The sequence below is a fragment of the Arthrobacter sp. MPF02 genome, from assembly GCF_046605375.1.
Taxonomy (GTDB): Bacteria; Actinomycetota; Actinomycetes; order Actinomycetales; family Micrococcaceae; genus Arthrobacter.
This window is the reverse complement of record NZ_CP176772.1, coordinates 609,482-635,116: the sequence shown is the minus strand read 5'-3', so window position 1 is coordinate 635,116 and position 25,635 is coordinate 609,482. Positions and strand designations below refer to the sequence as shown.

Here is a 25,635-nt window from a genome sequence, read left to right as displayed (position 1 = left end):
TGCTGGTGGCGGGAGGCGTTGTGGTTAAAGGGGCCCGGGCGGGGGCGTCCCCCAAGGACACCCCCGCCCGGGCGGAGCTGCCGGCCTCAACCGGCATGACGGCAGGAACCGCGTTCTATTTGTAGTGGCCTTCGCCGCCGACCTTGACGTTGGTGGGCAGGTAGCCGAACGGGCCGAGGCCGTTCTGGCCGAAGCTGCGGTCCACCTGGGTGACGCCGTTCCTGAAGTTGATCTTCACCGTGGGTGACAGCGACCCGCCCCGGACGCCGTTGACGTTGTCGATGAACGACTGCACCAGGCCATTGGGCTGCACGTAATGCGAGTAGGCCTGGAACTGGCGGCCGTTCTGCTGGCCCGAGATGGTCCCACTCGGGTTGTTGGCCGGCAGGTTGAGGTCCGTCGGGGAACCAAGGGCCAGGCCCGAGTTGTTCACGGGCTGGTAGTCGGAACGGACGCCGTCGCCCACGAAGCCGTAGACGCCGTCGGGTCCGCGCATGCCGGCGGCGTAGGTGAACTGGTGGCTGATCGTGTACAGGTAGTACTTGTTCCTGCCGTTTTCGTTCTGGATGAAGATCTGGGGCCGCTCAGTCTGGTCGTTGACGCAGTTCGCGGACAGGATCGGCGGGAGGAAGGACCACTTGGTCAGGTCCTTGTTGTCCGCCACAGCCAGGCCAACGTTACCGGTCTGGTAGAAGGCGCCGCTGCTGTTCACTTCCTCGAGGGATTCGGCGTTGGCGTCGCCCTCGCGGTAGCCCAGGTCCTCTTTGGTGCACTGGTACTCGCCGCGGTTGCCGGCAGTATTGCCTTCGAAGACCATGAACGTCTTTCCCGGGTGCGCGGGGTCGGCGAACGTGAAGGGGTCACGGAACGCGAAGCCGGCGTTCTGCTCCTTGGTCTGGTACATCTTTCCGTCCGGCTCCAGCAGCTTGGTGTGCTCGAAGCCGTCGAACCAGACGCGCTCGTTGTCGGCGTGGATGTTGCCCAGGGCCTTGGCGATCGCGGCGTCCGGGGCGATTCCGCCGCCGCCGGCGTTACGCTCGGCCACGTCGTGGAACGTGGTCGCTGTGTAGAACACGTTCACGTGGTTGCCCTGCATCAGGCGGGTGGAGCCGGACCATTCTGTATTGCCGATGGACGAGCCGTCCACGAAGAGGTGTCCGCCGTAGTTCCACTTGTCCTTGGCGGGGTCGGCGTTGGTCTTGCGGAAGAAGAAGCCGATGCGGGCGTTCCAGTGGCGCTGGTCGAAGTTGTAGCCGGCGTGGCGGTCAGCAACGAGCGAGAAGATAACGTCATAGCCCTTGTAGCTGATCTGGTTGGCATGCTCGTCCGTCAGGGACCAGGTGTCCCAGACCCAGACGTCCTCGTTCATGGTCGGGAAGTCTTCGGGGATTTCCGGCATGGTGACATCGGGGCTCATGGAGTTCTGGCCGGGAGCGACGCTGCGATCACTCTGCGCCATGATCTGGCTGGCATCGGCGCGGGTCCACTTCGCGGTGAAGTCCGACGCCGGATCGAACGCCTGCTGGGAATGTTCCGTGGGAAGCGGGAACCCGGGGGTGGGGGCAGGTATCTGCTCTGAGGCAGGCGGATCGGCGGGCTCGTTCGCCTGTGCCGACGGCACGGCCAGGAAAGCCGAAGCCGCAACGGATGCCGCCAGTGCCGCGGCGGCAGACCGCCACCGCAGTATCCGGGGTGATTGGGGGTGCTTGTGCATGATTGCTCTTCTCGCGGAGTTGAAACTGTTCGTGGAAGACGGGCGGTTGCCCCGGTTCCTCCGCACTCCGGCGTCCCGGTAACACCGCAGGCGTCATCGAGGACGCCTTCGTGTCGAGGGGGCGGGACCTGGGTGGGGTCCCGATGCGGGCCCTTGCGGATACCGGGGTATCCGGGCCGGGTTACACGCTAGGCAGGCGTTTGGCGCCAATTCAAACCGTGTTTCGCGCGGCGGAGAACCTGGCCGGACCTCGCTGTGCAAGCGCTTACGCATCTCAAGGCGCGCGCGTGCCACAGCGGTTTGCGGCAGTCAAATGTTTCAGAGGCCCCGTGAATATTCACTTGACTGCCCCGGCGGCTGTGGCACGCGCCATAAAATCTTCGATGCGCAGATTCCCTGGCGATCGGGATGTTCCCTGGCGCCACCGGCCTATGGGGCGCGCATGCGTAAGTGCGAGTCGACAAGGCAGGTGCGGGTCGACTAGGCAGGTGCGCGTCGAGAACGGCGGGGCCGCAACGAAAAGGCGGGGCAGCCGTGCCGGGACCCGGAAGTTCCTTAGATGCCGGCGCGTTGGTTAAAGCAGAAAAGCACCAGTTCCATAGAACTGATGCTTCCCAGTGGTGGCTCCGACCGGCGTCGATCCGGTGACCTTTCGATTTTCAGTCGAACGCTCTACCAACTGAGCTACAGAGCCTAGGTGACTAGTCACCTTGAGAGCCGGAATTGCTTCCGGCAATCAGAGCGACCCTGACGGGACTTGAACCCGCGACCTCCGCCGTGACAGGGCGGCGCGCTAACCAACTGCGCTACAGGGCCTTGCGTTTCTTGCTTTAGCAGTACTCCTACTGCTTTTTTCAAGGCCTCCAGCCTACCAGACTTTTTTAGCCTGTTTGACCAGTTCCTTGCGTACCCCCAACGGGATTCGAACCCGTGCCGCCGCCGTGAAAGGGCGGTGTCCTAGGCCGCTAGACGATGGGGGCCAGAACCTGTCCGGAACAAAATAAAAGGCGTAAAGCTAAGCTTTCCGTCTTTGTCCTTTGCGTTTCTCCGAACGGGACTCAACAACTATAGGGCCTACTCATGGAATATCCAAAATCGGCTAAAAACACCGTGCCTGGGCGCGAAAGACAGGTAAAGATGGACTGATGGATGCCGTTGCAGCGCTCAATGAGATTGCCTTCTGGCTGGAGCGCGGACGCGCCGCCACCTTCAAGGTCCAGGCCTTCCGGAAGGCTGCCGCCGCCATCAGCCCCCTGGCTCCGGAGGAAGTGGCGGCGCGGACCAAAACCGGCCGGCTGAAATCCATGAAGGGCATCGGCGACCGGACGTACCAGGTCATCCAGCAGGCAGTGGCAGGTGAGGTCCCGGACTACCTGGCGGACCTCCGCGAAAAGGGAGCCCAGCCGCTGGCCACCGGCGGTGCGGAGCTGCGGCATTCCCTCCGCGGCGACCTCCACAGCCACAGCGACTGGTCAGACGGCGGCTCCCCCATCGAGCTGATGGTCGCGGCCGCCGGGGTGCTGGGGCGTGAATACCTGGCCCTTACGGACCACTCGCCAAACCTCACCATCGCCAACGGCCTGTCCCCGGAACGGCTGCTCAACCAACTGGACGTGGTGGCCGCAATCAATGCCAACGGCCAAGCCGCCGGGGACGGCCGGCCGCACAGGGTGCGCCTGCTGACGGGAATCGAAGTGGACATCCTCGAGTCGGGCGAGCTGGACCAGGAGCCGGAGCTGCTGGACCGGCTGGACATTGTGGTGTCCAGCGTCCACTCCAAACTGCGGGCGGACCGGAAAACCATGACCCGGCGCATGCTGGGCGGAATCTCTGCCCGGCACACCAACGTCCTGGGCCATTGCACGGGCCGGCTGGTCGAAGGCTCGCGCGGGACGCGTCCGCCGTCGGAATTTGATGCCAAAGAAGTCTTCGCCGCTTGCGCCGAGAACAACGTGGCGGTGGAGATCAACTCGCGGCCCGAGCGTCAGGATCCGCCGGACCCGCTGATCCAGCTCGCCCTCGAGGCCGGCTGCCTGTTCTCCATTGACAGCGACGCGCATGCGCCCGGGCAGCTGGATTTCCTGCAGTACGGTGCTGAGCGTGCCGCCCGCAACGACGTCCCGGAGGACCGGATCATCACCACATGGCCGGTGGAGCGGCTGCTGGAGTGGGCAGCAAAGTAGCCGGATCGGCAGCCCATCCGGGCTGGGGAAAAGACTAACCGACGGCGTCGGCCAGCTTCTGCCGGAAGTCCGCCTTGGTGGTGGGAGTGAGTTTCTCGCCGTTCAGGAAGAACGTCGGCGTGCCGCTCACGCCCAGGGCCTTGCCGTCCGCGATGTCCGCCAGCACGCGTTCTTCCGTCCGTTGCTCAGCCACGGCGGCGTCATACAGGGAAAGGTCCAGCCCGAGTTCCGCCGCGTACGTGCGGAACAGCGGCGCCTGGGACTGCTGGCTCCCGGCCCACTGGGGCTGGGTCTCGAACAGCCGGTTGGCCATCTCCTGGTATTTGCCCTGCTGCCCGGCAGCCTCGGCGGCCAGCGCCGCCTGCCCCGAGTTCGGGTGCATGGACAGCGGGAAGTGCCGGTGCACGAACGTGATCCTGTCCCCGAACTCCGCTTTGAGCTCCTCGACCACCGGATGGATGGAACCGCAGGAGGGGCATTCGAAATCGAGGAACTCCACCAGTTGGGCCTTCTCCACGGAGGGCGTGGTGAGGCGGTGGCTGTCCGCCCGGACCAGTTGTTCGGAGCCTGGAACAGGCGGCACGGCCTGCTGCCTGCCCGCTGTGAACATGGCGTACCAGGCAACCCCGCCCACCACAATCACGGCCAGCAGGATCCAGATTATTGCCCTGGCGAGGCGTGCGGGATCACGGGGTGGAGCGGGGCTTGAGACCATAACCCGCATCCTAGCCGAGGGGCCAGGCAGCACCGGCTCAAGGTAGGCGCAACTTTGGCAGGAAGTTGGCCAGACGTGGCCGATTTCCGCCAGCCACCGGCCCCTCCGCCCGGATACATTTGCTCCATGCCATCAACCACCCCCGCCGGTACCACTGAATCCGTCACGCTGTCCGCGCCCGCGCCGGTCAGGGCCCTTGGCGTGGCAGCCATGATTGTCACCGTGGTCCTGTGGGCGTCGGCTTTCGTGGGGATCCGGGCGATCGGGCCGCACTTCTCCCCCGGCTCCCTGACCCTGGGCAGGCTGGCGATTGCCGCCGTCGTACTTTCGCTGCTGGTCCTGCCGCAACTGCTGAAGAGCCGGCACTTGCCGCGCGGACGCGAATGGTGGCCCATCCTGGCGTACGGCGTGATGTGGTTCGGCGGGTACAACGTGGCACTGAACGCCGCCGAGCATGTCCTGGACGCGGGCACCAGCGCCCTGCTGATCAACGTCAACCCCATCCTGGTGGCCATCATGGCGGGGGTTGTCCTGAAGGAGGGCTTTCCCCGCTGGCTGCTGATCGGCAGCATGGTGGCATTCGCGGGCGTGGCACTGATCGCGGTGGGATCATCAGGCCAGGCGGCGGGGCAAAATCCGGGGGCAGGGGAAGGCACGACGGCGGACATGGCGGGCGTTGCGCTCTGCCTCCTTGCCGCCGTGCTCGCCGCGGTCAGCGTGATCGTCCAGAAGCCGGTCCTGCGGAAGGTCCCGGCAGCGCAGGCCACGTGGTTCGGGATCCTGGTGGGCGCGCTCTGCTGCCTGCCGTTCGCCGGACAGCTGGCATCCGAGGTCCAGGCAGCACCGGCGGAGGCGACGGCCGGCCTGGTTTACCTGGGCATCTTCCCGACGGCGATCGCCTTCACCACCTGGGCCTACGCCCTCTCGCTGGTGGACGCCGGGAAACTGGCAGCCACCACGTACCTGGTGCCGGGCACCACTGTCCTGATTTCATGGCTTCTCCTCGGTGAGATTCCCACCACCCTGGGCCTGGTGGGCGGCCTGATCTGCCTGGTGGGAGTGGCCCTGACCCGCCGCCGGACCCGCCCGCGGCCCGGGCACCAGGGCAGGGTTCAGCGCTAAGGTCGAAGTATGCCTGCCAGCCTCCCGCCCGGCCTCCCCATCATCCCTCAAGGCCCCCATGAACCCATGGGCTTCCGTATGTCCCCCGACGAGTTCGAAGCAGCCGTCTCCGATGCCCTGGAGAGCATTCCGGAGAGACTGGCCCGCGCCATGGACAACGTGGCGGTGTTCATCGAGGATGACTATGTGCCCGGGCCGGACGAGGACCCGGACACCGTCCTGCTGGGCATCTACGAGGGGGTTCCGCTCACCGAGCGCGGTTCGTGGTGGGACGCCGGATCCCTGCCGGACCGGATTACCATCTTCCGCGGGCCCATCCTGGAAATCTGCTCGTCCCGCGAGGACGTGATCCACGAAGTGGCTGTGACAGTGGTCCACGAGGTGGCACATCACTTTGGCATTTCGGACGAACGGCTTCACGAGTTGGGCTGGGGCTAGCCTTGTAGGCATGGGACACAACCACAGCCACGGCATCACCGCCACCGCCACGGGCCAGCACAGGAAGCGGCTCGTGGCCGTCCTGGCGATCACCGTTGCGGTGGTCCTCATCCAGGTGGTTGGCGCCATCCTCTCCGGGTCGCTGTCGCTGCTGGCCGATGCCGGGCACATGCTCTCCGACGCCGCCGGGGTGACCATCGCGCTCCTGGCTGCGTGGATCGCCGGCCGGCCCGCCAGCGACGCGCGCACCTACGGCTACCAGCGGGCCGAGGTGCTCGCCGCCCTGGCCAACGCGCTCATCCTGGTGGTGATCTCGGTGGTGATCATCACCGAAGCGGTCCGCAGGATCGGTTCGGCGCCCGAGGTGGAAACCGGGATCATGCTCTTCGCCGCCGTCCTCGGCGCGGTGGCGAACATCGTGTCCCTGCTGATCCTTCATGGTGCGCACCGGGAGAGCCTCAATGTCCGCGGGGCATACCTGGAGGTCCTCGGCGACCTCCTGGGTTCCTTCGCGGTGATCGCCGCGGCGGTGGTGATCATGCTCACCGGATTCAACGCCGCAGACACCATAGCCTCGGTGGTGATTGCCGTACTGATCCTGCCGAGGGCCTGGAGCCTGCTCCGCGATGTTGTTGATGTGCTGCTGGAGGCGAGCCCCAAGGGCGTGGAAGTACAGATGATCCGCGAGCACATCCTGTCCGTGGACGGGGTGACCGACGTCCACGACATCCACATCTGGACCATCACGTCCGGGGTCCCGGTCTTCTCCGCCCATGTGGTGGTGGAGGACGGGGTCCTCAACGCCCGCGGCGCGGACCAGCTGCTGGACAAGCTCATCACCTGCCTGGGCTCGCACTTCGACACCGACCACTGCACCTTCCAGCTTGAACCGGCCAGCCACTCCGAACACGAGGCGCGGCAGCACGCCTAGCAGCACGGCTCAGCTAAGAACGTCCTTGGTCACGAACCGGCCGTATGCGAGCGCCCCGAAAACGGCAATGTAACCGGCCTGCAGCAGCGCGTTGTCGATGAAGGAGTCCCACAGGAGCGGCTGGCGGAGCATGTCACCGAACCCGAGCCAGTAATGGCTGAACAGCCACGGATGCAGCCATTCAAGCTGCGGCAGCTGGTCCAGGACCTGGGACACAACGGAGACCACCACGGTGGCGGCCATCGCCCCCACCGGAACGACCGTGAGGGTGGAGAGGAACAGACCGACGGCGGAGAGGCCTGCCAGCGAAACGGCCAGGTACGCGGCGATCAGGAGGATCCGCACGGCTGCTTCCGCCGGCTCGATGACGTCTCCCGACAACAGCGTGACCGGACCTACCGGGAAAAGGGCTGCACCGATGGCCGCGCCGGCGATGCCCACGGTCAACGGCGCCACCACACAGAACGCGAGCGCACTGGCATATTTGACCAGCAGCAGCCGCACGCGCCCTGCCGGTGCCACCAGCAGGTACCGCAGGGTTCCGTGGCTTGCCTCGCCCGCGATCGTGTCCCCGGCTACCACGCCCACGGTGAGCGGAAGGAACAACGGCACGGACACCAGCATGGCCGTGAACGCAACGAACAGCCCATTCTGGCTGATCCGGTCAAGGAACGCCGGTCCGCGGCCCGGCGGGACCGTGGAGGAGACCCGCACCGCGACCGCCACCAGCACAGGAATGGCGGCGAGCGCCAGGAGCAGCGCCCACGTACGGCGTCGCCCGAAGAGCACCTTGAGCTCGGACAGCATCAGCGAGATCCCGGATTCCTTCGCCCGGCCCGCCTGCTGCGCGGCCTCTCCTGGAAGCTCCGCCGGAATGCTACTGGGCAACGTCGAACCCCTCCCCCGTCAACGCGACAAAGCGGTCCTCCAGGCTTTCTCGTTCCACCGTGAACCCCCGGACCCGGACGCCTGCAGTCACCAGGTGTCCCACAATGTCCTCGGGAAGGCGGCCGCCGTCCGCGGAAGGTGCACCGAGCCCGGCGAGGAGGACGTCGCCGTCGGGCTCAACTGCCCCGCCCTCCGGCACCAGGCCCAGCCTTGTGAGGACGCTGCGCGCGTTTCCGGCGTCGGGAGTCACCAGCCGGATCCGGACGTTGCCGGCGCGGCGCAGGTCCGCCAGCGGCCCCTGCGCCACCAGCCTGCCTGCACTCATCACGGCAGCATGCGTGCACATCTGTTCCACCTCGGCCAGGAGGTGGCTGGACACAAAGACGGTCGCGCCGTCACGGGCCAGGGAACGGACCAGGTTGCGGACTTCGCGGGTGCCCTGGGGGTCGAGCCCGTTGGTGGGCTCGTCCAGGACCAGCAGGTCGCGGTGCGAAAGCAGCGCGTTGGCTATGCCCAACCGCTGCTTCATGCCCAGCGAGTAGGCATGGACTTTCTTGCCGGCGGCGTGTGAAAGCCCCACCCGTTCCAAGGCCTGGTTGACCCTTGCCCTGCGGGTGGCAGGCACCGTGCGGGGGCCTGCGGCATCCAGCCGGTGGAGGTTCGCGGCGCCGGACAGGAAAGGGTAGAACGCCGGCCCCTCCACCAAAGCCCCCACCCGTGGCAGCACGTCTCGGAACCGCACGGGCATCTCCATGCCCAGCAGGTTGACGGTCCCCGCCGACGCCGCCGCAAGCCCCAGCAGCATGCGGATCGTAGTGGTCTTGCCGGAACCATTAGGGCCGAGGAAACCGAACACGGAACCCGGCGGAACAGCGAGATCCACGCCGTCTACGGCAACCTGGTGGCCGAACCGTTTGGTCAGGCCCTGCGTCTCGATAGTCAGCCCGGGCGTCCCGGAGCCGGTACCGCCTGCCGGGCTCACGGAGCCGCCGAGGCGGCAACCTGCAGCCGGTCCGGCGGCACCATGCCGGCAAGGATGCAGCCGTCGTCGGCGATCAGGACATTGAGGAGCGTGGTGGACAGCAGCCGCCCGCCGGGAACGACGACGGCGGCCTGGGACAGCAGCGGATCCTTCAGCAGGGATTCAGCCAGCGTTTGGCCCGCTGCCGCGGCAGGGATCTCCAGCACGGCTTCCCACCCCTTGCCGCTAACAGACGGGCGGGCGGGGTGTGTGCGGATGGCGGCGAGTTGTTCGGGTGTGATGATCATGCCCGGGGTCCGGAAGCTGAGCGGCCAGCGGGGGGAATCGGCCGCCTGCAGTTCCTTCACCGTGCTGCCCGGCGGAGGCACGAAGGTGAAGAGCGAATTCTCCGGCACGTCAAAGGACAGGCTGGTGAAGCCGGCGGTGAAGGAAGGCGCGGCGGTACCCCGTGCGGTCACCTGGACGGACAGTGGCATCCCGGTTTCACCGTCCACGGCGATGGCAACCTGCCCCACCAGGGTTGCTTCCGTGCGTGGCTCAAGCAGCAGGTTGTAGGCGTTGCGGCCTGCCACTTCCACGTCTTCACCCACCGTGACGGCCGTGGTGGGGTCAACCCTGGCTAGGAGGCGCTCCGCGATCTCCCCGGGCGTGGGCAACTCGGCGGCACCCGGTTCCGGGCCGCCGGCAGGCGGGGCGCCGGGGGCCGGCTGGTCCGGGTGGACAGGCAGGGGCAGGTCCTCCCCCGTGGCGGGCAGGGTCACATGTGCCGCGGAGTTGTCCTTGGAGGAGTAGAACCAGACGTCCCGGTCCCGGCGGACCAGGTCACGCTCAGCCAGCCGGTCCACCAGTTGGAGGCGGACCTTGGTTTTGCCGTCCATGTACACGCGCGCAGTGTGCTCGCCCGAGAGGAGTTCGAAGACCGACGCTGCTCCGCCGGCTGAAGCCGGACCGGAAGACGGTCCGGCAGGCAGTTCCGGCAGCCCCGCGTCCGAGGACTGCTCGACGGTGCCTGAGAACGTGTGGGTCTTGTGCTCCTGGACCAGGGCCAGGACTTCTGCGGGTGTTTTTTCGGGCAGGGGGTTCCCGGCACGTGCCGGGATGGTCCCCGCCAGGACACCGGCGGCGATTACTGCAGGAGCGGCAACGGCTGGAACCCAGCGCACCCATGAGCCCATAGCTCAAGATTACGCCTGCGGCGGCGGCTGGACACGTGCCCGATTCCCCTTAGGGCAAGTCCGCTGCCGCCCGGCCGTCCCCTTAGTTCCCGGACCAGCCCGGCGCTGTCCCCTGCACTGGCGTGTCCACGAGTTCCCTGGCGTCCGGGCTGTGTGGCCGGTCAGGCGGCGTCGTCGAGCATGGGCCCGAAACGGGACCGGTCCGCCAGGCGGGGGTCTTCCCGGTCCGGGACCACCATGACGGGACCTTTGGCGTGGTGCAGGACGCCATCCGAGGTGGATCCCAGGAGCATTCCCGTGAAGCCGCCCCGGCCGCGGGTACCCACGACCACAAGCTCCACGTGCCGGCTGGCCTCCACCAGGACATCCACGGGCGAGCCGTCGACCAACCGGGACTCCGTGGGAAGAGCGGGATAGTGGCTGCGGAGCCAGGCCATTCCCGCATCAAGGGTCACCTGGATGTCCGCAAAAAGCGCCTTCCGGTCCATTGGCGCGGGAACCCAGGCCAGCGAACCGCTGTACTGGGGCACGGCGCACACCACGCGGAGCGTGGCGCCGAGGCGTTCGGCCTGTGCGGCTGCTTCCAGGACGGCAACACGGGCTTGTTCGGAACCGTCCACGCCCACCACCACTACGTTTTCGACGCGCTGGTGCCCGGCCTTTGCCTGTTCGGCCTTGATGCGCCGGTCCTCCGTGGTCTCCCCCAGCCGGTCCGAGCAGACCAGCGGCACGGTTACCGTGGGGCATTTGGCGTGTGCGGGCAGGGCACTGCTGACAGAGCCCAGGAGCCTGCCCACGAAGCCGCCGCGTCCGCGGGTGCCGAACACCAGCAGCTCCGCGGTATGCGACATGTCCAGCAGCACACCCGAGGCATCGCCGTTCTCCACGGAAGAAGTCACTTCAATGTCGTAGGCGGACACCTTCTGGAGCGCCTGCCTGACGATCGCCTCGGCGCCCTCGCGGATGACGGAGTCGTCGACGGTGGCGTAACCACCGTCCAAACCGGAGGCGGCGAAAATCGGCACCGAGTAAGCGGTGACGATATGCAGGGGACGACGGCGGCGCTGGGCTTCACGGGCCGCCCACACCAGCGCGCACTGGCCATGGTCGGAGCCGTCGACGCCCACCACGATCCCTTCGGGTGCGGCCGAGGTTCCACCACCGTCCCGGGCCGGGTCCGGATGCAACTCTTGTGCGCCCATGGGGCCGCCTCCTTGCGCTGTGCCTGCCAGATGTTGCGGCTATTCTGCCAGAAGCGGGACGTTTCCCGAGCACCTGGCCAACAGCGGCAAGGCACCCTGCGACACGCCCGCTTCCGCTTCTCACTATTCTCCGTCGCATCCTGCTTAGCAAGCGCGTAACGCGGCTGTGATCCACACGTTATCCACAGCCTTTCCACACCGTTTCCACGGCCCCGCCGGAACCTTTCCACAGGCCGCCGGAAAGCCTGTTCACCTGCAGAAAAATGTTGGTGTTTTGGGCTATCCATGGCTGGAAATGTTCTGTAGTCTTCGAGACATTGTTGGTCGGGGACGCCAGCTTCAATTTCCGTTGGCTGCTGCCCGCCAACGTGCTGCGGCCGGACTTTGGGGAACACGGGACGCGCGCCGGCGAGGATGCCGGCACCTGCCGAAACTTCGAAGGAAGGGAAACTGTGGTGTCAAGCATGCCTGGAAATGCCGGGACCGAACAGACCACCACCGTGATCATAGGGACAGGCCTCTCCGGCCTGGCCGTTGCCGCAGAGTTGCGGCGGCGCGGCATTGATTCCATCGTGGTGGACGGACTGGACATCCTGGGCGCGGCCCAGCCGGCTAATACCACGTCCCTGCAGCGCTGTGATGCGGCCGATTCCGACACCCTGCGGGAACGGAACGAAATCCTCCGGCACCTGCGGAACTACGCGGCCAGCCACCACGTGGACGTGCGCAACACCACCCGTGCGGTGCAGCTGACTATGGCCCAGTCCCTGCCCGAGGCCGCCCTGCCGCAGTGGGAGGTCCACACTCCCACCGGGATTTTGGTGGCGGACCATATCGTGCTGACCCGGTGTGCCCACAGCCAGCTCCGGCGGATGATAAACGACTTCGGCATCGCAGTGGGACGGAACCTGGCGGCAGCCATGCGGGCCATCGGAATTTACCTGGTGGGCGTTGGCGAACTTATTACCCCCTCCCCCAAGGAGGTGCTGCGCCAGGCCAAAACGGTGGGCCAGGCCATCTCGGCCAAGGTAAATCCGGACACGGCGCCAGCTCCCGCAACGGGGAGCTTTGCGATGCTGACCTGTTAGCTTGCCGTCCGGCTACTCACCGCCGGCCTGTTCTTCGCCCCCGGCGGAGAGCCGGCGCCTGGCAATCACGGCCAAGGCCGCGAGCAGGCCCAGGGCCGCCGCGGCGAAGACTACAATGCTCCACTGGAACGGCTCTCCGGAATCTGCCGGCACCGACGGTTCGGCGGTGACCCCAGGCTCAGCCGTGCCCATGCCCGGAACTGCAGCGGGCGCCGTCGTGCCTGTTGCCTGGGGTGTCCCCCCTGCCGCGCCGGCCGCGGTGAAGCCGAAGCTGCCCTCGATGGGGTGCGAGTCCGAGCTGACCACGCGCCAGGACACCGTGTATTCGCCCGCAGGTCCTCCCGCCCGCAACTTCTGCGACGCCACGTTGTCCACGATCTGCACCGGGCCGTCCGCCCATTCCGTTCCTGCGGCGTCCTTGATCGAGATGGAGGCGCCGATGCCAAGCGGGTTGTTGTTGAAGGTCACCGAGACCTGTTCCGGCGGGGCAGGCAGGGAGGCCCCCTGCTCCGGGTTGCTGGATTCGGCAGCGTCATGGGCGGCGGCGGGACCTGCGAAGCCCAGGGCGGCGGCAAGGAAGAAGGGACCGAGCAGGAGGCTCAGCAGGGGGCGGATGGGGCGCATGCGGGACTGCTCCTTGTGTTGGCTTCCTTACAGACTAGGGGAATTTGCCGGCCGTCCTGCCGCCGCCCCCATAGGATGCAGTTATCCCCAAACTTCCCCGGAGGACTAATGCTTAAGCAAGGCTCTGCCCTCGACCGGTATTTCAAGGTCACCGAGCGCGGCTCCAACTGGTCGCGCGAAATCCGTGGCGGCTTCGCCACGTTCTTCGCCATGAGCTACATCGTGGTGCTGAACCCGCTGATCCTCTCCGGGCCCGATTCCAGCGGCAATTCGCTGGGATTCACCGCAGTTGCGGCCGTGACCGCGTTCGTCGCGGGCATCCTGACCATCCTGATGGGGGCCTGGGCCAAGCACCCGTTCGCGCTGGCCACCGGCCTGGGCGTCAACGCCTTCGTTGCCGTCACGGTCGCCACCAACCCCGGCCTCACCTGGCCGGACATGATGGGCCTCGTGGTCCTCGCCGGCGTCACCATGCTGATCCTGGTCCTCACCGGTTTCCGCACCGCTGTCTTCAAAGCCGTTCCGGACGGGCTCAAGACCGCGATCGTGGTGGGCATCGGCCTGTTCATCGCGCTGATCGGCCTGGTCAACGCAGGCTTTGTCCGCCGCATTCCTGACGTCGCCGGCACTACTGTTCCTGTGGGCCTGGGTTTTGAAGGCAAGCTCCTGGGCTGGCCGACGGCCGTGTTCGTCTTTGGCCTTGTGCTCACCATCGCGCTGGTGGTCCGCAAGGTCAAGGGTGCCATCCTGATCGGCATCATCACCTCCACGGTCATCGCCGTGCTCCTGGAGATGACCCTGCACATCGGCCCCAGCGTGCAGGAAGGCAAGCCGTTCAACCCGCAGGGCTGGTCCCTGGTGTCGCCGGCGTTCTCCGGATGGGCTGCCCCCGACCTGTCCCTGATCGGCAAGGCGAACCCGTTCGGCGCGTTCGAGCACCTGGGCTTCGTGGCCGCCACCCTGCTGGCCTTCGTGATCCTGCTCAGCATCTTCTTCGACGCCATGGGCACCATGGTGGGCCTGGCGAATGAGGCGGGCACTGTGGACGAACACGGCAACATTCCCAACGTCGACCGCGTCCTCCAGGTGGACGCGCTGGGCGCAATTGCCGGCGGCGGCGCCTCGGTTTCCTCCAACCAGATCTACGTCGAGGCCGGCGCCGGCATCGGTGAGGGCGCCCGCACCGGGGTGGCCTCGATCGTCACCGGCCTGCTGTTCCTGGTGGCCATGTTCTTCACACCGCTCATCAACCTCGTCCCCTTCGAGGCCGTGGCCCCGGCCCTGGTGGTGGTGGGTTTCATGATGGTCTCCCAGGTAGGCAAGATCGACTGGCAGGACTGGGGCATCGCCATTCCCGCGTTCCTGACCTTCACCCTGATGCCCTTCACGTACTCGATCGCGAACGGACTGGGCGCGGGCTTCATCTCGTTCGTCCTGATCCGCACGTTCCAGGGCCGGGTCAGGGAAATCCACCCGCTGATGTGGGCGGTGGCGGGGGCATTCCTGCTGTTCTTCGCAGTTGGTCCCATCGAGGCCGCACTGGGCATGTAGCCCTAGACGGGAGTGTTCGGGGCGAGGCCCTCGTCCCCGGACACCGCCCGGGCCTTCTGCTCGCGGAGCCGGTCCAGCCGGTTCATCAGTGGAGACGTGGTGGCGCCGTGGATCACGATGGACAGCGCCACCACCAGGCCCACAAACCCCCACAGCCACTCCGCCTGGTCCCCAAACTCTCCCTTGCCCAGCGCGTAGGAGAGGTAGTAAAGCGAGCCGATCCCGCGGATGCCGAAGAACGAGAGGGCGATGCGTTCCCGCGGGCCGGTCTTCCCGCGCAGCAACCCCAGCCAACCCGCAAGCGGGCGCACCAGCAGCAGGAACGCCAGCGCCACCAGCACCTCTGTCCAGCCAATGGCATCGAGCAGGCCGCGCGCAATCGCGCCGCCAAGCAGCACCAGGATTACCACGGTCAGGAGCCGCTCCACCTGTTCAATGTAAGAGTGCAGCACGCGGTGGTAGCCGTGGGTGCGTTCCGCCGCGCGGATGGTCACGGCGCAGACAAACACTGCGATGAACCCGTAGCCTTCGACCATCTCGGTGACGCCGTAGGCCAAAAAGGTGGCAGCGAGCGCAACGAATCCCTCCGAGTGGTTGGACAACCGCAGGCTTTCCTTCCGGGCAGAGAAGAAAATCCGGGACAGCACCTTGCCGGTGAGGAAGCCCAGCAACAGCCCAACGGCCAGCCGCCACAGCACATCCACCGCAAACCACTCCGGAAACCAGGCCGTCGGGGAGGAGCCCACGATGCTGATGGCGATGGCCAGGTAGACGAAAGGAAAAGCCAGCCCGTCATTGAGGCCGGCTTCCGATGTAAGCCCAAAGCGCACCTCGTCCTCGTTCTCGGCGCCTTCAGCCTCATCGGCAGGCTCCCCCACCTGCACTTCAGAGGCCAGGACGGGGTCCGTGGGTGCCAGGCTGGACGCCACCAACAGCGCGGCAGCCAGTCCCAGTCCAAGGAACCACAGCCCCAGCAGGGTCAGGACGATGATGCACAGGGGCATGGCGATGCCCAGCAGCCGCCAGGTGGTGGACCAACTCCTCCGTCCCGGCGGCCGGTCGAGGGCGAGGCCGGCACCCATGAGCGAGATGATGACGCAGATTTCGGAAAAGTGCGTTACGAAGTCACCGTGCGCCAGGGGGTCGGGGTCGGGAAGGGTGGGAATGAAGGCAAACGCCGCCATTCCGGCGCCTAGGAAGACCATTGGCATGGAGAACGGCATGTTGCGCAGCAGCTTGGGCAGCACGGCAGCGATAAATACCGCTACCCCTGCTGCGGCAAACAGGACATTGGGTGCTTCAAACAAAAGTGTTCTCCGGCCTGTGTCGTGGCTCCCGTACGGCGCAGCCAGCGCCCCAAGGGTCCCGGTGAATTGCTTCACCATAGCCCGTACCCTTTACCGCGCTGTTCTTGCATTCCAGACACCGCGACGGCGGCACTGCTGGTTTTAGCACATGGCATGCGGTGAGCTTGAACCATGAGTTCCGTGAAACCTGCCGTTGACCTCCTGCCCCAGCCCTGGACCGGACGCTTTGACGGGGACGGCCCGGAGCACCGCCGCTGGTGGCAGGCGGTGGCGCCGTATGCCTACGCCGCCGCCGATGCTGCAGGCACATGGGCGCCTCCCAAGCCCCGGGAACCCTCCCGGCCGGCCGCCCTGCTGGGCTTCGCGAGCGATGAAGGCGTGCGCCGCAACAAAGGCAGGACCGGAGCTTCCGCCGCGCCGGCCGCCATCCGTAAGGCTCTGGCACCCCTGGCCTTCCACCTCGACCGGATCGTGCTGGATGCCGGAGACGTGGCGGTGTCCGGCGGCAGGCTCGAGGATGCCCAGGCGCGGCTCGGGAACGTGGTGACGGAGCTGCTCGACGCCGGCTACCTGGCGGCGGTCCTGGGTGGCGGCCACGAAACCGCCTACGCCAGCTACCTGGGGGTGAGCGCATGCCGGGCGGTACAGGAGGGCAGCCGGCTGGGCGTGCTGAACCTCGATGCCCACTTCGACCTGCGTGACGAGCCGGTCCCGACTTCCGGAACGCCGTTCCTTCAGATGGCCCGCGCCGAAGCCGCCGCGGGGCGCGATTTCCGTTACGCCGTCGTCGGAATTTCCGAAACCGGTAACACCCGGGCCCTTTTCGAGACCGCCCGCCGGCTCGGCGTGCCGTACCTGCTGGACGAGGACTGCGGGGCTGAGCGCGTGCGCGCGTTCGTGGCATCCTTCCTGGCGGACATCGACGTGCTGTACCTGACCATCGATCTGGATGTCCTGCCGGCCGCGACGGCCCCCGGGGTCAGCGCCCCTGCGGGCTTTGGTGTACCGCTGCCTGTCATCAGCGCTGTGTGCCGGCAGGTGGTGTCGAGCGGGAAGCTGATCCACCTGGACATCGCCGAACTCAACCCGGCCCTCGACATCGACGGCCGGACGGCGCGGGTAGCAGCCCGGCTGCTGGATACCCTGCTGCGCTGAAGACAGCTTCCACCGCGAAACCACGGGGTTTTCCGCATGGTAAGCATGCTGTCTATCATGATGCTCAAGGACATGGTGGAAGGAGCTGCACATGAGGCGGGGCAACATTGTGGTCCTTCTGGTGGCAGCGCTGCTGGCCCTTGCCGGCTGCGGAACCTACCCGGCGGACCCGGAAGGAACCCTGGAAAGGGTCCGCGGCGGCACCCTCCGGGTGGGGGCCAGCCCCAATGGCGACTGGGTGCGGATCACCTCAACCAGCGGCATCCGCCCGGACCGGGTGGAAGGGAGTGAGGCCGAACTGATCCAGCAGTTCGCTAACCAGGTGGGCGCCAAGGTGGAATGGGTGCAGGGAACCGAACAGGTCCTGGCCGAAGAACTCAAGCACGGTGCGCTCGATATTGTGATCGGTGGCCTGGACGACAAAACGCCCTGGACGACGCATGCCGGACTGACCCGCCCCTACACCGAGTCGAGGGACGGACGCGGGAACCTCCGCAAGCACGTCATGCTTGTCCGGCTGGGCGAAAATGCCTTTCTGCTTGAACTGGACAGGTTCCTGCTGGCGCCCAAGGAGTCGCAATGACAAACGTGGACAGCAGCAGCGGCACCCGGTTCGGACATACCAGGCTGCCGGCCGAGCAGCAGGAAGCGCTGCGCAAGGCCAGGAGGATCGAGTGGATAACCATTGGCTTCCTGGCGGTGACCACCACACTGGTGTTCCTGGTGCTGGGCAATTCGCAGGCCATGAAGGCCGCATGGATTGAGGACCTGCTCTCTTTCCTGCCGCCCCTCTCGTTCCTGCTGGCTGCACACGCGATCCGAAAACCGCCCTCCGAAAAGCATCCCTACGGTTACCACCGGTCCACAGGGGTGGCCCACCTGGTGGCGGCGGTTGCCCTGACGGTGATGGGCGGCTACCTGCTGGTGGAGTCCGCGCTGGGCCTGATCAGGGCAGAACACCCCACTATTGGCGGCATCGAGCTTTTCGGCGTCACCATCTGGCTGGGCTGGCTGATGATGGGCGTGATGGTGCTGACGGCGGCGCCACCCGTTTTCCTGGGCAGGGCCAAAATGAAGCTCGCGGAAAAGCTGCACGACAAGGTGCTGTACGCCGACGCGGACATGAACAAGGCGGACTGGATGACCGCCGTCGCCGCCGTTGTAGGGGTGGCGGGCATTGGATTCGGGTTGTGGTGGGCAGACTACGCCGCAGCGCTGATCATCGCCGCGAGCATCCTGCACGACGGTTTCAAGAACACCCGCGCGGCTGTCTCCGCACTGATGGATAAACGCGCCATGACCTACGACGACTCAGAACCCCACCCCTTGGGGCGCCGGCTGGACGACTACCTCCGCAGCCTCGACTGGACCGGGGACGCGAAATCCCGGATCCGGGACGAGGGCCACGTGTTCCACGTGGAGTCCTTCGTTGTTCCCGCGTCGCAGGCCCTGCCAACCCTCGATCAGCTTGAAGAAGCGAGACAGGCCTGCATCGCCATGGACTGGAAGGTCCAGGACATGGTGATCGTCCCGGTGTCGGAACTACCTACCGAATTCCTTCCCGGACCCACGTCCGGCGGCGAGCGCTGAAGCTTCCGCCCGCGCCATCCGCCGCTACGCCTTGAGCAGGTACCTGCGCTCGGGACGCCCCACCCCGTACTTGAGGCGGACCTCCAGGAGGCCTTCGTCGTGCAGGTATTCGAGGTACCGGCGGGCGCTGACCCGGGACGTACCCAACTGTTCGGCAACTTCGGCAGCCGAAAGGTCGCCGTCGGCCTCCTTCAGGGCAGATTCCACCAGCTTGAGTGTCTCCACGCTGCAGCCCTTGGGCAGCGGCCGTTCGCTGCGGTCCAGCCCGAACACGCGGTTGACGTCCGACTGCTCGGCCACGTCCTTGGCGGAATCAAGGCCCTGGTAGGCGCTGCGGTAATGCTCCAGCCGCTCCTGCAGGTCCGTCTGGGAGAAAGGCTTGATGAGGTAGTGCACAATGCCGCCGCGCAACGCCTTCCGCACCGTCTCCACTTCCCGGGCAGCGCTGATCACCAGCACGTCGAGTTCCGGGGCGACGCCGCGCAGCTGCTGCATGAGGTCCAGTCCGTTGATGTCCGGCAGGTGGATGTCCAGCAGCACCAGGTCCGGCTGGAGGCGTTCAGTTTCGACGACGGCCTGGGCACCCGTGTGCGCAGCGCCCACCACGGTGAAGCCGGGCGTCCGCTGGATGAACCCGGCATGGACTTTGGCCACCATGAAGTCGTCATCGACAATCAGGACCTTGATCATTTCCGCGCACCCCTTGTGAAGCGGGCCGTGAAGACGGCCCCGTTGTCATTGTCCACCGTGAGGTCGCCGCCGGAGCGGCGACAGACCACGCGGGAAAGCGCCAGACCGAATCCGCGACCGCCCTCCCGCACGGAATCCTTGGTGGTGAACCCCTGCTTGAAGATGTCCTCCGCTGCCCCTGCGGGTACCCCGGGCCCGTTGTCCCGGACGGTGAGCGTAACCTGGCCGCCGCTGTCCTCCACCAGCACCTGCACGGATGCCGCACCCACCCCGGAGACGGCGTCGAACGCATTGTCCACCAGGTTGCCCGCCACCGTGACCAGGTCGCGGGAAAGTTCGTCGCTGACCGGCGCCAGCCGGGATTCGGGATCCAGCTGGAGCGCGACGTTGCGTTCAGCGGCCAGGCTGGACTTGGCGATGAGCAGCGCGGCAAGGGCGGGATCCTGGATCCGTGCGGTCACCTCGTCATTGAGCCGGGTGCGGTCCACCGTGGCCCCGTTGACGAACTGCACCACGGAATCGTAGTCACCGATCTGGATGAGCCCGGAGATCACGTGCAGCTGGTTTGCGAACTCGTGGGCCTGGGCCCGGAGGGTGTCCGTGGCCGTGCGGGTGGTTCCCAGTTCCTGCTCCAGCTCGGACAGCTCCGTCCTGTCGCGCAGCGTTGCGACGGAGCCTATCTCCCGGCCGCGCGACCGGATGGGAACGCGGTTGAGGACCACCAGCCGCTCCCCCACGAGCACCAGCTGGTCGGGCTCTTGCTGGTTTCGGGTGAGCACCACTTTCACAGCCGGGTCAACTGGAAGGGAGGCGAGCCTCTTGCCCACGCAGTCCGCGGGCAGTCCCAGCAGTTCCCGGGCACTGTCGTTGGCCACGGTGATCCGCTCGTGCGGGTCGAGGGCCACTACGCCTTCCTTGAGCCCGTGGAGCATTGCCTCCCGATTCTCCACCAGGCCGGTGATCTCGCTCGGTTCCATGCCCAGGGTCTGCCGTTTGACCCGCCGGGACAGCAGGAATGACCCGGCGATACCCAGGATGCTGGCCACGCCCACATAGGTCAGCAGGTTCGGGACGGCGTCGCCCAGGCGTTCCAGCGTGGTGGGGTAGTTCCTGCTGATGGCGGCGATACCAATCATCTCTCCGGCGTCGTTCAGGACCGGGACGTGCGCGGACAGCATGGCGGCCCCGGACCCATCGACCACCCCAGTCCAGGCGCGGCCCTCCATGACCCGGCTCTCCCCCAGTTCCAGCTGGTGGCCCAGAAGGCCGGGATCCGAGGAGGCAACGACTGTCCGGTCCTTTTTAGCCAGCGCCACCTGGCTCGACCCGGAAACGGTACGGATGGATTCGGCCACGGCCGGAAGCGCGGCTCCGGTCCGGGGCTCGGCGGCGGGCAGCAGTTCGCGCACGGCCGGGTTGCTGCCGAGGGCCTCGGCGGCAGAGAGCGCACGGCGGCCTTCCACCCGTTCGAACGTGGCGGCGGACTGGGCCAGCGAGATGGCGACGACAGCCACCAGCACCGCCAGGACAATCAGCAACTGCAGCACGAGGTACTGGCCCGCGAGGGACATCCCTCTTCGTCGAGTCACTGCCTGGATTCCTTTTGGTGGTGGTCTTGATACCGCAGGTGGATGCGCACAGTCGCGCGGACTGCGCACCACGCCCGGCGTACCGGAACTATACCCCAGGCACCGCCCGGCACGCGGGGACCCTGGCGGGAGCGCCGGCCCGGCCACGGCGGGGCTGCGGAAACGTGAACGAAATGAACTTAACTTTCTCTGCGTACACAAGAGTGACCGGCATCACGGCGGAACCTAGCATCGAAATACCAAGTCAGTCCTGCCCGTTTTTCAGAGAAGAGGAACACCATGCGCCAGATCCGCGCATTGCGAATCGCCGCAGTCGCCGCCGGCATCGCCCTGATGGCCACCGGCTGCGGTGCCACCGGCAACAGCTCCACGGGTGTGGAGAGCTCCGGCGCCGCCGCCGGCCCCATCACCGGACTCCAGATCATGGTCCCGAACACCCCGGGCGGCGGCTATGACACCACCGCCCGCGCCGCCGCCAAGGTCCTCGACGACGAGAAGATCTCCAACAACACCGAAGTGTTCAACCTCGCGGGTGCCGGCGGCACCGTCGGCCTGGCACGCGTTGTCAACGAAAAGGGCAACGGCGACCTCACCATGCTGATGGGCCTGGGCGTCGTGGGCGCAAGCTACACCAACAAGTCCGAGTCCAAGCTCACCGAGACCACCCCGCTGGCCCGCCTGATCGAGGAGCCCGGCGCCATCATGGTCAGCAAGGACTCCCCGTTCCAGACCATCGACGACCTGGTGAAGGCCTGGAAGGCCGACCCCGCCTCCATCTCCGTCGGCGGCGGCTCCTCCCCCGGCGGCCCGGACCACCTGCTTCCCATGCAGCTGGCAGGCGCGGTGGGCATCGACGCCACCAAGGTCAACTTCGTCTCCTACGACGGCGGCGGCGACCTTCTCCCCGCCATCCTCGGCAACAAGCTCGGCTTTGCCGCTTCCGGCGCGGGCGAGTACCTGCAGCAGATCAAGTCGGGTGAAATCCGCGTCCTGGCCACCAGCGGCGAGGAACGCCTCGAGGGTGTCGACGCGCCCACGCTGAAGGAATCCAACATCGACCTGGTGTTCACCAACTGGCGCGGCATTGTGGCCCCTCCGGGCATCAGCGAGGAGGACAAGGCGTCCCTGATCGCCGCGCTCGAGAAGATGCACGGCAGCGAAGGCTGGAAGGAAGCCCTGAAGACCAACAGCTGGACTGACGCCTTCATCACCGGTGACGAGTTCGAGTCCTTCCTCGCCGAGCAGGACAAGCGGGTGGCGGACGTCCTGACGAAACTGGGCCTGGCGTGAGCTCCTTGCCCACAGGCCTGAAAGGCCGCGCCGAGCTGGGGGTCGCCCTCCTGCTCGGCGCGGCCGGCGTCCTGGTCTTCCTCGACGCCAACCGCCTCTCCGTTCCCTACTCGCAGTCCGACCCGGTGGGCCCCAAGACGGTGCCGTTCATCGTTGCCGGGCTGCTGGTCACCTGCGCCGTACTGCTCGCGGTGAACGTCCTGCGCGGCGGCAAGGGCGAAGCAGAAGGCGGCGAGGACATCGAACTCGGCCATCCGGCCGACTGGAAGACCGTCCTGCCCCTCGCGGGCGCCTTCATCCTGAACATCCTCCTGATCGACTGGGCAGGCTGGGTTATCTCCGGAACGCTGCTGTTCTGGGGCAGCGTCCTGGCCCTGGGCAGCCGCCACTACATCCGGGACGGCATCATCTCCGTGGTCCTTTCCCTGCTGACCTTCTACGGCTTCTACCTTGGCCTGGGCATCGCACTGCCGGCCGGACTCCTGGAAGGAATCCTCTAATGGACGTCTGGTCCTCCCTGCTGGACGGTTTCGCCACCGCCCTGACCCCCATGAACTTCCTGTACGCCGTGATCGGCGTGCTACTGGGCACCGCCGTCGGCGTCCTTCCGGGCCTCGGCCCGGCCATGACCGTTGCGCTGCTCCTGCCCGTCACCTACGCCCTGGAACCCACCAGTGCGTTCATCATGTTCGCCGGCATCTACTACGGCGGCATGTACGGCGGCTCCACCACCTCGATCCTGCTTAACACTCCCGGTGAATCGTCATCCGTGGTGACGGCGATCGAGGGCAACAAAATGGCCAAGGCGGGCCGCGCGGCGCAGGCGCTTGCGACGGCGGCAATCGGCTCCTTCGTGGCCGGCACCATTGGCACCGCCCTCCTGGCTGTCTTCGCGCCCGTCGTTGTTGACTTCGCCGTGAGCCTGGGCGCGCCGAGCTACTTCGCGATCATGGTGCTGGCGCTGCTGGCCGTCACCGCCGTCCTGGGATCGTCCCGGCTGCGCGGCTTCGCCTCGCTGGGCCTTGGCCTGGCCATCGGCCTGGTGGGCATCGACTCCGTCACGGGCCAGCGGCGCCTGACGTTTGGCCAGCCGCTGCTCGCGGACGGGCTGGACATTGTGGTGGTGGCGGTGGCCATCTTCGCCGTTGGTGAAGCACTCTGGGTAGCGGCACACCTGCGCCGCACCCCCCTGCATGTGATCCCGGTGGGCCGGCCGTGGATGGGCCGGAAGGACTGGCGCCGATCCTGGAAGCCGTGGCTCCGCGGCACGGCCTTCGGCTTCCCGTTCGGCGCGCTGCCGGCAGGCGGGGCGGAAATTCCGACGTTCCTGTCCTACGTCACCGAGAAGCGGCTGTCCAAGCACCCGGAGGAATTCGGCAAGGGCGCCATCGAGGGCGTCGCCGGTCCGGAAGCTGCCAACAACGCGGCCGCCGCGGGCACCCTGACCCCCATGTTGGCCCTCGGCCTGCCCACCAACGCCACGGCCGCCGTCATGCTGGCAGCCTTCACCACCTACGGCATCCAGCCCGGACCACAGCTGTTCTCAAGCCAGGGACCTCTGGTGTGGGCCCTCATTGCCAGCCTCTTCATCGGCAACCTGCTGCTCCTGCTGATCAACCTGCCCCTGGCACCGCTGTGGGCCAAGCTGCTGCAGCTTCCCCGCCCCTACCTCTACGCGGGCATCCTCTTCTTCGCCACCCTGGGCGCCTACTCGGTGAACCTGCAGGCGTTCGACCTGGCGATCCTGCTGGTGCTTGGTGCGCTGGGCTTCATGATGCGGCGCTTCGGCCTTCCGGTGCTGCCGCTGATCCTCGGTGTCATCCTTGGCCCGCGGATCGAAGGCCAGTTGCGCAAGACCCTGCAGCTCAGCGCCGGTGACCCGGCAGGGCTCTTCAGTGAGCCGATCGCCGTCGTCATCTACGTCATCGTGGCCCTCATCCTGGTCTGGCCGCTGCTCTTCAAGCTGGTGCGGCGCAACCGCCCGGCCGTAGCTGCACCGGCCCAGGCAGACGGAACCAAAGCCGATGGGGTACGTGCCGTCGAAGGCGAACACGGTCCGCACGAGGTCCACGTCCATCACTCAGACAACAAGGAGCTGCCATGACTATCGTGGTTGGATACGTCCCCACCCCGGAAGGCGAAGCGGCCCTGACCCAGGCCATCGCCGAGGCCCGGAAGAGCAACACCAAACTGCTGGTGATCAACTCGTCCAAGGGCGACGCCCTGGTTGATAACCGCTACGCCCAGGAGCCGGAGATCCAAAGCATTGAGGACCGTCTGGCCACCCAGGGCATCGACCATGTGATCAAGCAGCCGGTCCGTGGACACGATGCCGCCGCCGAGGTGCTGGACGCCGCAGAGGAGAACAATGCGGAGCTGATTGTGATCGGCCTGCGCCGCCGCACTCCGGTGGGCAAGCTCATCATGGGCAGCACGTCGCAGAGGATCCTGCTGGAGGCGGACTGCCCCGTCCTCGCCGTCAAGGCCGGTTAGGCGCCGCCGCCGGCGCGGTACAGTTCCTGGCGCTGGCGGCCCAGCCCGTCCACCTCTACCTCCACCACGTCTCCCGGCTGGAGGTAGGGGAAACGGCCGCTTAGCGCCACACCCTCTGGAGTCCCGGTGAGGATCACATCACCGGGCTCCAGCAGCATGTACTGGCTGCAGTGGTGGACCAGCGTGGGAGCATCGAAAATCAGCTCCGACGTCTTGGAATCCTGCCGCAATTCACCGTTGACCCAGCTGCGCAGGGCGAGGTTGCCGCCGTCGATGTCCTCCGCCGGAACCAGCCATGGGCCCAGCGGGGTGGAACCGGGCAAGGTCTTGCCCTTGGTCCACTGCCCGGCCGCTCCGGGGAGCTGGTACTCCCGTTCAGAAAAGTCGTTTGCCGTGACGTAACCGGCGATGCACGCTTTGGCAGTTACGGTGTCCGGCAGGTAGCTGGCTTCCCTGCCGATCACGATCGCCAGCTCCACCTCCCAGTCGAACCTGGTGGACCGCGGCGGAACCGCTGCCGGATCATACGGGCCGGTGACGGTATTGCCCGGCTTGAGGAACATGACCGGAACTTCCGGCGGCGCCGAGCCTGACTCAGCCGCGTGGGCTGCGTAATTCATGCCGATGCCCACCACGGATCCCGGCCTGACTACAGGGGAACCGACGCGGAGGCCTTCTGCCCCTTCCAGGACCGGCAAGATTCCCGCCGCCAACGCCTCCCGGACACGGCCGATTCCACCGCCCGCCAGGAAACCCCCGTCAACCTCCCCGGCCAGGGACAAGAGGCTGAAATACTGCCGGGAGCCGCCGCCGGCGTCCACCATGACAACCGGCTGTTCCTTGCCGGCGTCGCCCAGGCGCATGATCTTCACGGTGCAGCTCCTTTGGTCCACGGTTCTTTTGCGAAC

Annotated in this window: 24 protein-coding genes and 3 tRNA genes; 13 read left to right on the top strand and 14 right to left on the bottom strand. The window is 66.6% G+C overall.

What is annotated here, in order from left to right:
- Positions 1 to 115 precede the first annotated feature (115 nt).
- The 4 genes from ACLH0K_RS03030 to ACLH0K_RS03015 form a co-directional block, all read right to left on the bottom strand.
- On the bottom strand, positions 116 to 1,714 hold the full coding sequence (locus ACLH0K_RS03030; protein WP_411375396.1) for a glycoside hydrolase family 68 protein: 1,599 nt from the start codon (positions 1,712 to 1,714) through the stop codon (positions 116 to 118).
- Positions 1,715 to 2,332: 618 nt separating this feature from the next.
- Positions 2,333 to 2,408, bottom strand: a tRNA-Phe gene (locus tag ACLH0K_RS03025).
- Positions 2,409 to 2,456: 48 nt separating this feature from the next.
- Positions 2,457 to 2,530 (bottom strand) — tRNA-Asp (locus ACLH0K_RS03020).
- A gap of 91 nt (positions 2,531 to 2,621) precedes the next feature.
- Positions 2,622 to 2,694 (bottom strand) — tRNA-Glu (locus ACLH0K_RS03015).
- A gap of 165 nt (positions 2,695 to 2,859) precedes the next feature.
- On the opposite strand from ACLH0K_RS03015, the gene ACLH0K_RS03010 reads away from it, so the two are divergent.
- Positions 2,860 to 3,897, top strand: coding sequence for a PHP domain-containing protein (locus ACLH0K_RS03010; protein ID WP_411375395.1), 1,038 nt, complete (start codon positions 2,860 to 2,862; stop codon positions 3,895 to 3,897).
- A 34-nt stretch (positions 3,898 to 3,931) separates the two neighbouring features.
- Here the strand turns inward: ACLH0K_RS03010 and ACLH0K_RS03005 are convergent, their stop codons facing one another.
- A complete protein-coding gene (locus ACLH0K_RS03005; protein WP_411375394.1) occupies positions 3,932 to 4,612 on the bottom strand; it encodes a DsbA family protein in 681 nt (226 codons plus the stop codon).
- A gap of 126 nt (positions 4,613 to 4,738) precedes the next feature.
- Between ACLH0K_RS03005 and ACLH0K_RS03000 the strand changes: the two genes are divergently transcribed.
- From ACLH0K_RS03000 to ACLH0K_RS02990, 3 genes are read left to right on the top strand one after another with little or no spacing between them, the layout of a single operon-like run.
- A complete protein-coding gene (locus ACLH0K_RS03000) occupies positions 4,739 to 5,734 on the top strand; it encodes a DMT family transporter (protein ID WP_411375393.1) in 996 nt (331 codons plus the stop codon).
- 9 nt (positions 5,735 to 5,743) lie between these two features.
- Positions 5,744 to 6,172 carry a metallopeptidase family protein gene (locus ACLH0K_RS02995; RefSeq protein ID WP_411375392.1) on the top strand — a complete coding sequence of 143 codons (429 nt, stop codon included), beginning with the start codon at positions 5,744 to 5,746 and terminating at the stop codon, positions 6,170 to 6,172.
- Positions 6,173 to 6,182: 10 nt separating this feature from the next.
- Positions 6,183 to 7,103 (top strand): cation diffusion facilitator family transporter, encoded by a 921-nt coding sequence (locus ACLH0K_RS02990; protein ID WP_411375391.1) that lies wholly within the window; start codon positions 6,183 to 6,185, stop codon positions 7,101 to 7,103.
- Between the two features lie 9 nt (positions 7,104 to 7,112).
- On the opposite strand, the gene ACLH0K_RS02985 is transcribed toward ACLH0K_RS02990, so the two are convergent.
- From ACLH0K_RS02985 to ACLH0K_RS02970, 4 genes are all read right to left on the bottom strand, one after another.
- The gene (locus ACLH0K_RS02985; protein WP_411375390.1) at positions 7,113 to 7,991 is read right to left on the bottom strand and encodes an ABC transporter permease; all 879 of its coding nucleotides are present in this window, start codon (positions 7,989 to 7,991) and stop codon (positions 7,113 to 7,115) included.
- Entirely contained in the window at positions 7,981 to 8,973 is a 993-nt protein-coding gene (locus ACLH0K_RS02980; RefSeq protein WP_411375389.1) for an ABC transporter ATP-binding protein, read from the bottom strand. The genes ACLH0K_RS02985 and ACLH0K_RS02980 overlap by 11 nt, the downstream gene beginning before the upstream one ends.
- Complete coding sequence (locus tag ACLH0K_RS02975) at positions 8,970 to 10,148, bottom strand: LolA family protein (RefSeq protein WP_411375388.1); 1,179 nt, start codon at positions 10,146 to 10,148, stop codon at positions 8,970 to 8,972. The genes ACLH0K_RS02980 and ACLH0K_RS02975 overlap by 4 nt, the downstream gene beginning before the upstream one ends.
- 161 nt (positions 10,149 to 10,309) lie before the next feature.
- Positions 10,310 to 11,350 (bottom strand): universal stress protein, encoded by a 1,041-nt coding sequence (locus tag ACLH0K_RS02970; protein WP_411375387.1) that lies wholly within the window; start codon positions 11,348 to 11,350, stop codon positions 10,310 to 10,312.
- Between the two features lie 464 nt (positions 11,351 to 11,814).
- Here ACLH0K_RS02970 and ACLH0K_RS02965 point away from each other — a divergent pair, with 464 nt between their 5' ends.
- Positions 11,815 to 12,438, top strand: coding sequence for an NAD(P)-binding protein (locus ACLH0K_RS02965; RefSeq protein WP_411375386.1), 624 nt, complete (start codon positions 11,815 to 11,817; stop codon positions 12,436 to 12,438).
- 12 nt (positions 12,439 to 12,450) lie between these two features.
- On the opposite strand, the gene ACLH0K_RS02960 is transcribed toward ACLH0K_RS02965, so the two are convergent.
- Positions 12,451 to 13,062, bottom strand: coding sequence for a copper resistance protein CopC (locus tag ACLH0K_RS02960; protein ID WP_411375385.1), 612 nt, complete (start codon positions 13,060 to 13,062; stop codon positions 12,451 to 12,453).
- A gap of 108 nt (positions 13,063 to 13,170) precedes the next feature.
- On the opposite strand from ACLH0K_RS02960, the gene ACLH0K_RS02955 reads away from it, so the two are divergent.
- On the top strand, positions 13,171 to 14,613 hold the full coding sequence (locus ACLH0K_RS02955) for an NCS2 family permease (protein ID WP_411375384.1): 1,443 nt from the start codon (positions 13,171 to 13,173) through the stop codon (positions 14,611 to 14,613).
- Between the two features lie 2 nt (positions 14,614 to 14,615).
- On the opposite strand, the gene ACLH0K_RS02950 is transcribed toward ACLH0K_RS02955, so the two are convergent.
- Entirely contained in the window at positions 14,616 to 15,920 is a 1,305-nt protein-coding gene (locus ACLH0K_RS02950; protein ID WP_411376393.1) for a cation:proton antiporter, read from the bottom strand.
- A 171-nt stretch (positions 15,921 to 16,091) separates the two neighbouring features.
- Between ACLH0K_RS02950 and hutG the strand changes: the two genes are divergently transcribed.
- From hutG to ACLH0K_RS02935, 3 genes are all read left to right on the top strand, one after another.
- A complete protein-coding gene (gene hutG / locus ACLH0K_RS02945; RefSeq protein WP_411375383.1) occupies positions 16,092 to 17,075 on the top strand; it encodes a formimidoylglutamase in 984 nt (327 codons plus the stop codon).
- Between the two features lie 91 nt (positions 17,076 to 17,166).
- On the top strand, positions 17,167 to 17,658 hold the full coding sequence (locus ACLH0K_RS02940) for a transporter substrate-binding domain-containing protein (protein WP_411375382.1): 492 nt from the start codon (positions 17,167 to 17,169) through the stop codon (positions 17,656 to 17,658).
- Positions 17,655 to 18,665 carry a cation diffusion facilitator family transporter gene (locus ACLH0K_RS02935; RefSeq protein ID WP_411375381.1) on the top strand — a complete coding sequence of 337 codons (1,011 nt, stop codon included), beginning with the start codon at positions 17,655 to 17,657 and terminating at the stop codon, positions 18,663 to 18,665. Before ACLH0K_RS02940 ends, ACLH0K_RS02935 begins: the two co-directional genes overlap by 4 nt.
- A 24-nt stretch (positions 18,666 to 18,689) precedes the next feature.
- Here the strand turns inward: ACLH0K_RS02935 and ACLH0K_RS02930 are convergent, their stop codons facing one another.
- Together ACLH0K_RS02930 and ACLH0K_RS02925 are read right to left on the bottom strand one after the other, a co-directional pair.
- A complete protein-coding gene (locus tag ACLH0K_RS02930; RefSeq protein ID WP_411375380.1) occupies positions 18,690 to 19,355 on the bottom strand; it encodes a response regulator in 666 nt (221 codons plus the stop codon).
- Positions 19,352 to 20,926, bottom strand: a complete 1,575-nt coding sequence (locus ACLH0K_RS02925; RefSeq protein ID WP_411376392.1) for an ATP-binding protein — start codon at positions 20,924 to 20,926, stop codon at positions 19,352 to 19,354. Before ACLH0K_RS02925 ends, ACLH0K_RS02930 begins: the two co-directional genes overlap by 4 nt.
- Before the next feature lie 297 nt (positions 20,927 to 21,223).
- Here ACLH0K_RS02925 and ACLH0K_RS02920 point away from each other — a divergent pair, with 297 nt between their 5' ends.
- The 4 genes from ACLH0K_RS02920 to ACLH0K_RS02905 are packed head-to-tail and all read left to right on the top strand — an operon-like array spanning position 21,224 to position 24,727.
- Positions 21,224 to 22,234 carry a Bug family tripartite tricarboxylate transporter substrate binding protein gene (locus tag ACLH0K_RS02920; RefSeq protein WP_411375379.1) on the top strand — a complete coding sequence of 337 codons (1,011 nt, stop codon included), beginning with the start codon at positions 21,224 to 21,226 and terminating at the stop codon, positions 22,232 to 22,234.
- Positions 22,231 to 22,734, top strand: coding sequence for a tripartite tricarboxylate transporter TctB family protein (locus tag ACLH0K_RS02915; protein WP_411375378.1), 504 nt, complete (start codon positions 22,231 to 22,233; stop codon positions 22,732 to 22,734). Before ACLH0K_RS02920 ends, ACLH0K_RS02915 begins: the two co-directional genes overlap by 4 nt.
- The gene (locus ACLH0K_RS02910) at positions 22,734 to 24,338 is read left to right on the top strand and encodes a tripartite tricarboxylate transporter permease (protein WP_411375377.1); all 1,605 of its coding nucleotides are present in this window, start codon (positions 22,734 to 22,736) and stop codon (positions 24,336 to 24,338) included. Before ACLH0K_RS02915 ends, ACLH0K_RS02910 begins: the two co-directional genes overlap by 1 nt.
- Positions 24,335 to 24,727, top strand: a complete 393-nt coding sequence (locus ACLH0K_RS02905; RefSeq protein ID WP_411375376.1) for a universal stress protein — start codon at positions 24,335 to 24,337, stop codon at positions 24,725 to 24,727. Before ACLH0K_RS02910 ends, ACLH0K_RS02905 begins: the two co-directional genes overlap by 4 nt.
- On the opposite strand, the gene ACLH0K_RS02900 is transcribed toward ACLH0K_RS02905, so the two are convergent.
- Positions 24,724 to 25,599 (bottom strand): fumarylacetoacetate hydrolase family protein, encoded by an 876-nt coding sequence (locus ACLH0K_RS02900; protein ID WP_411375375.1) that lies wholly within the window; start codon positions 25,597 to 25,599, stop codon positions 24,724 to 24,726. The two genes, ACLH0K_RS02905 and ACLH0K_RS02900, sit on opposite strands and share 4 nt — an antisense overlap.
- Between the last annotated feature and the right edge of the window lie 36 nt (positions 25,600 to 25,635).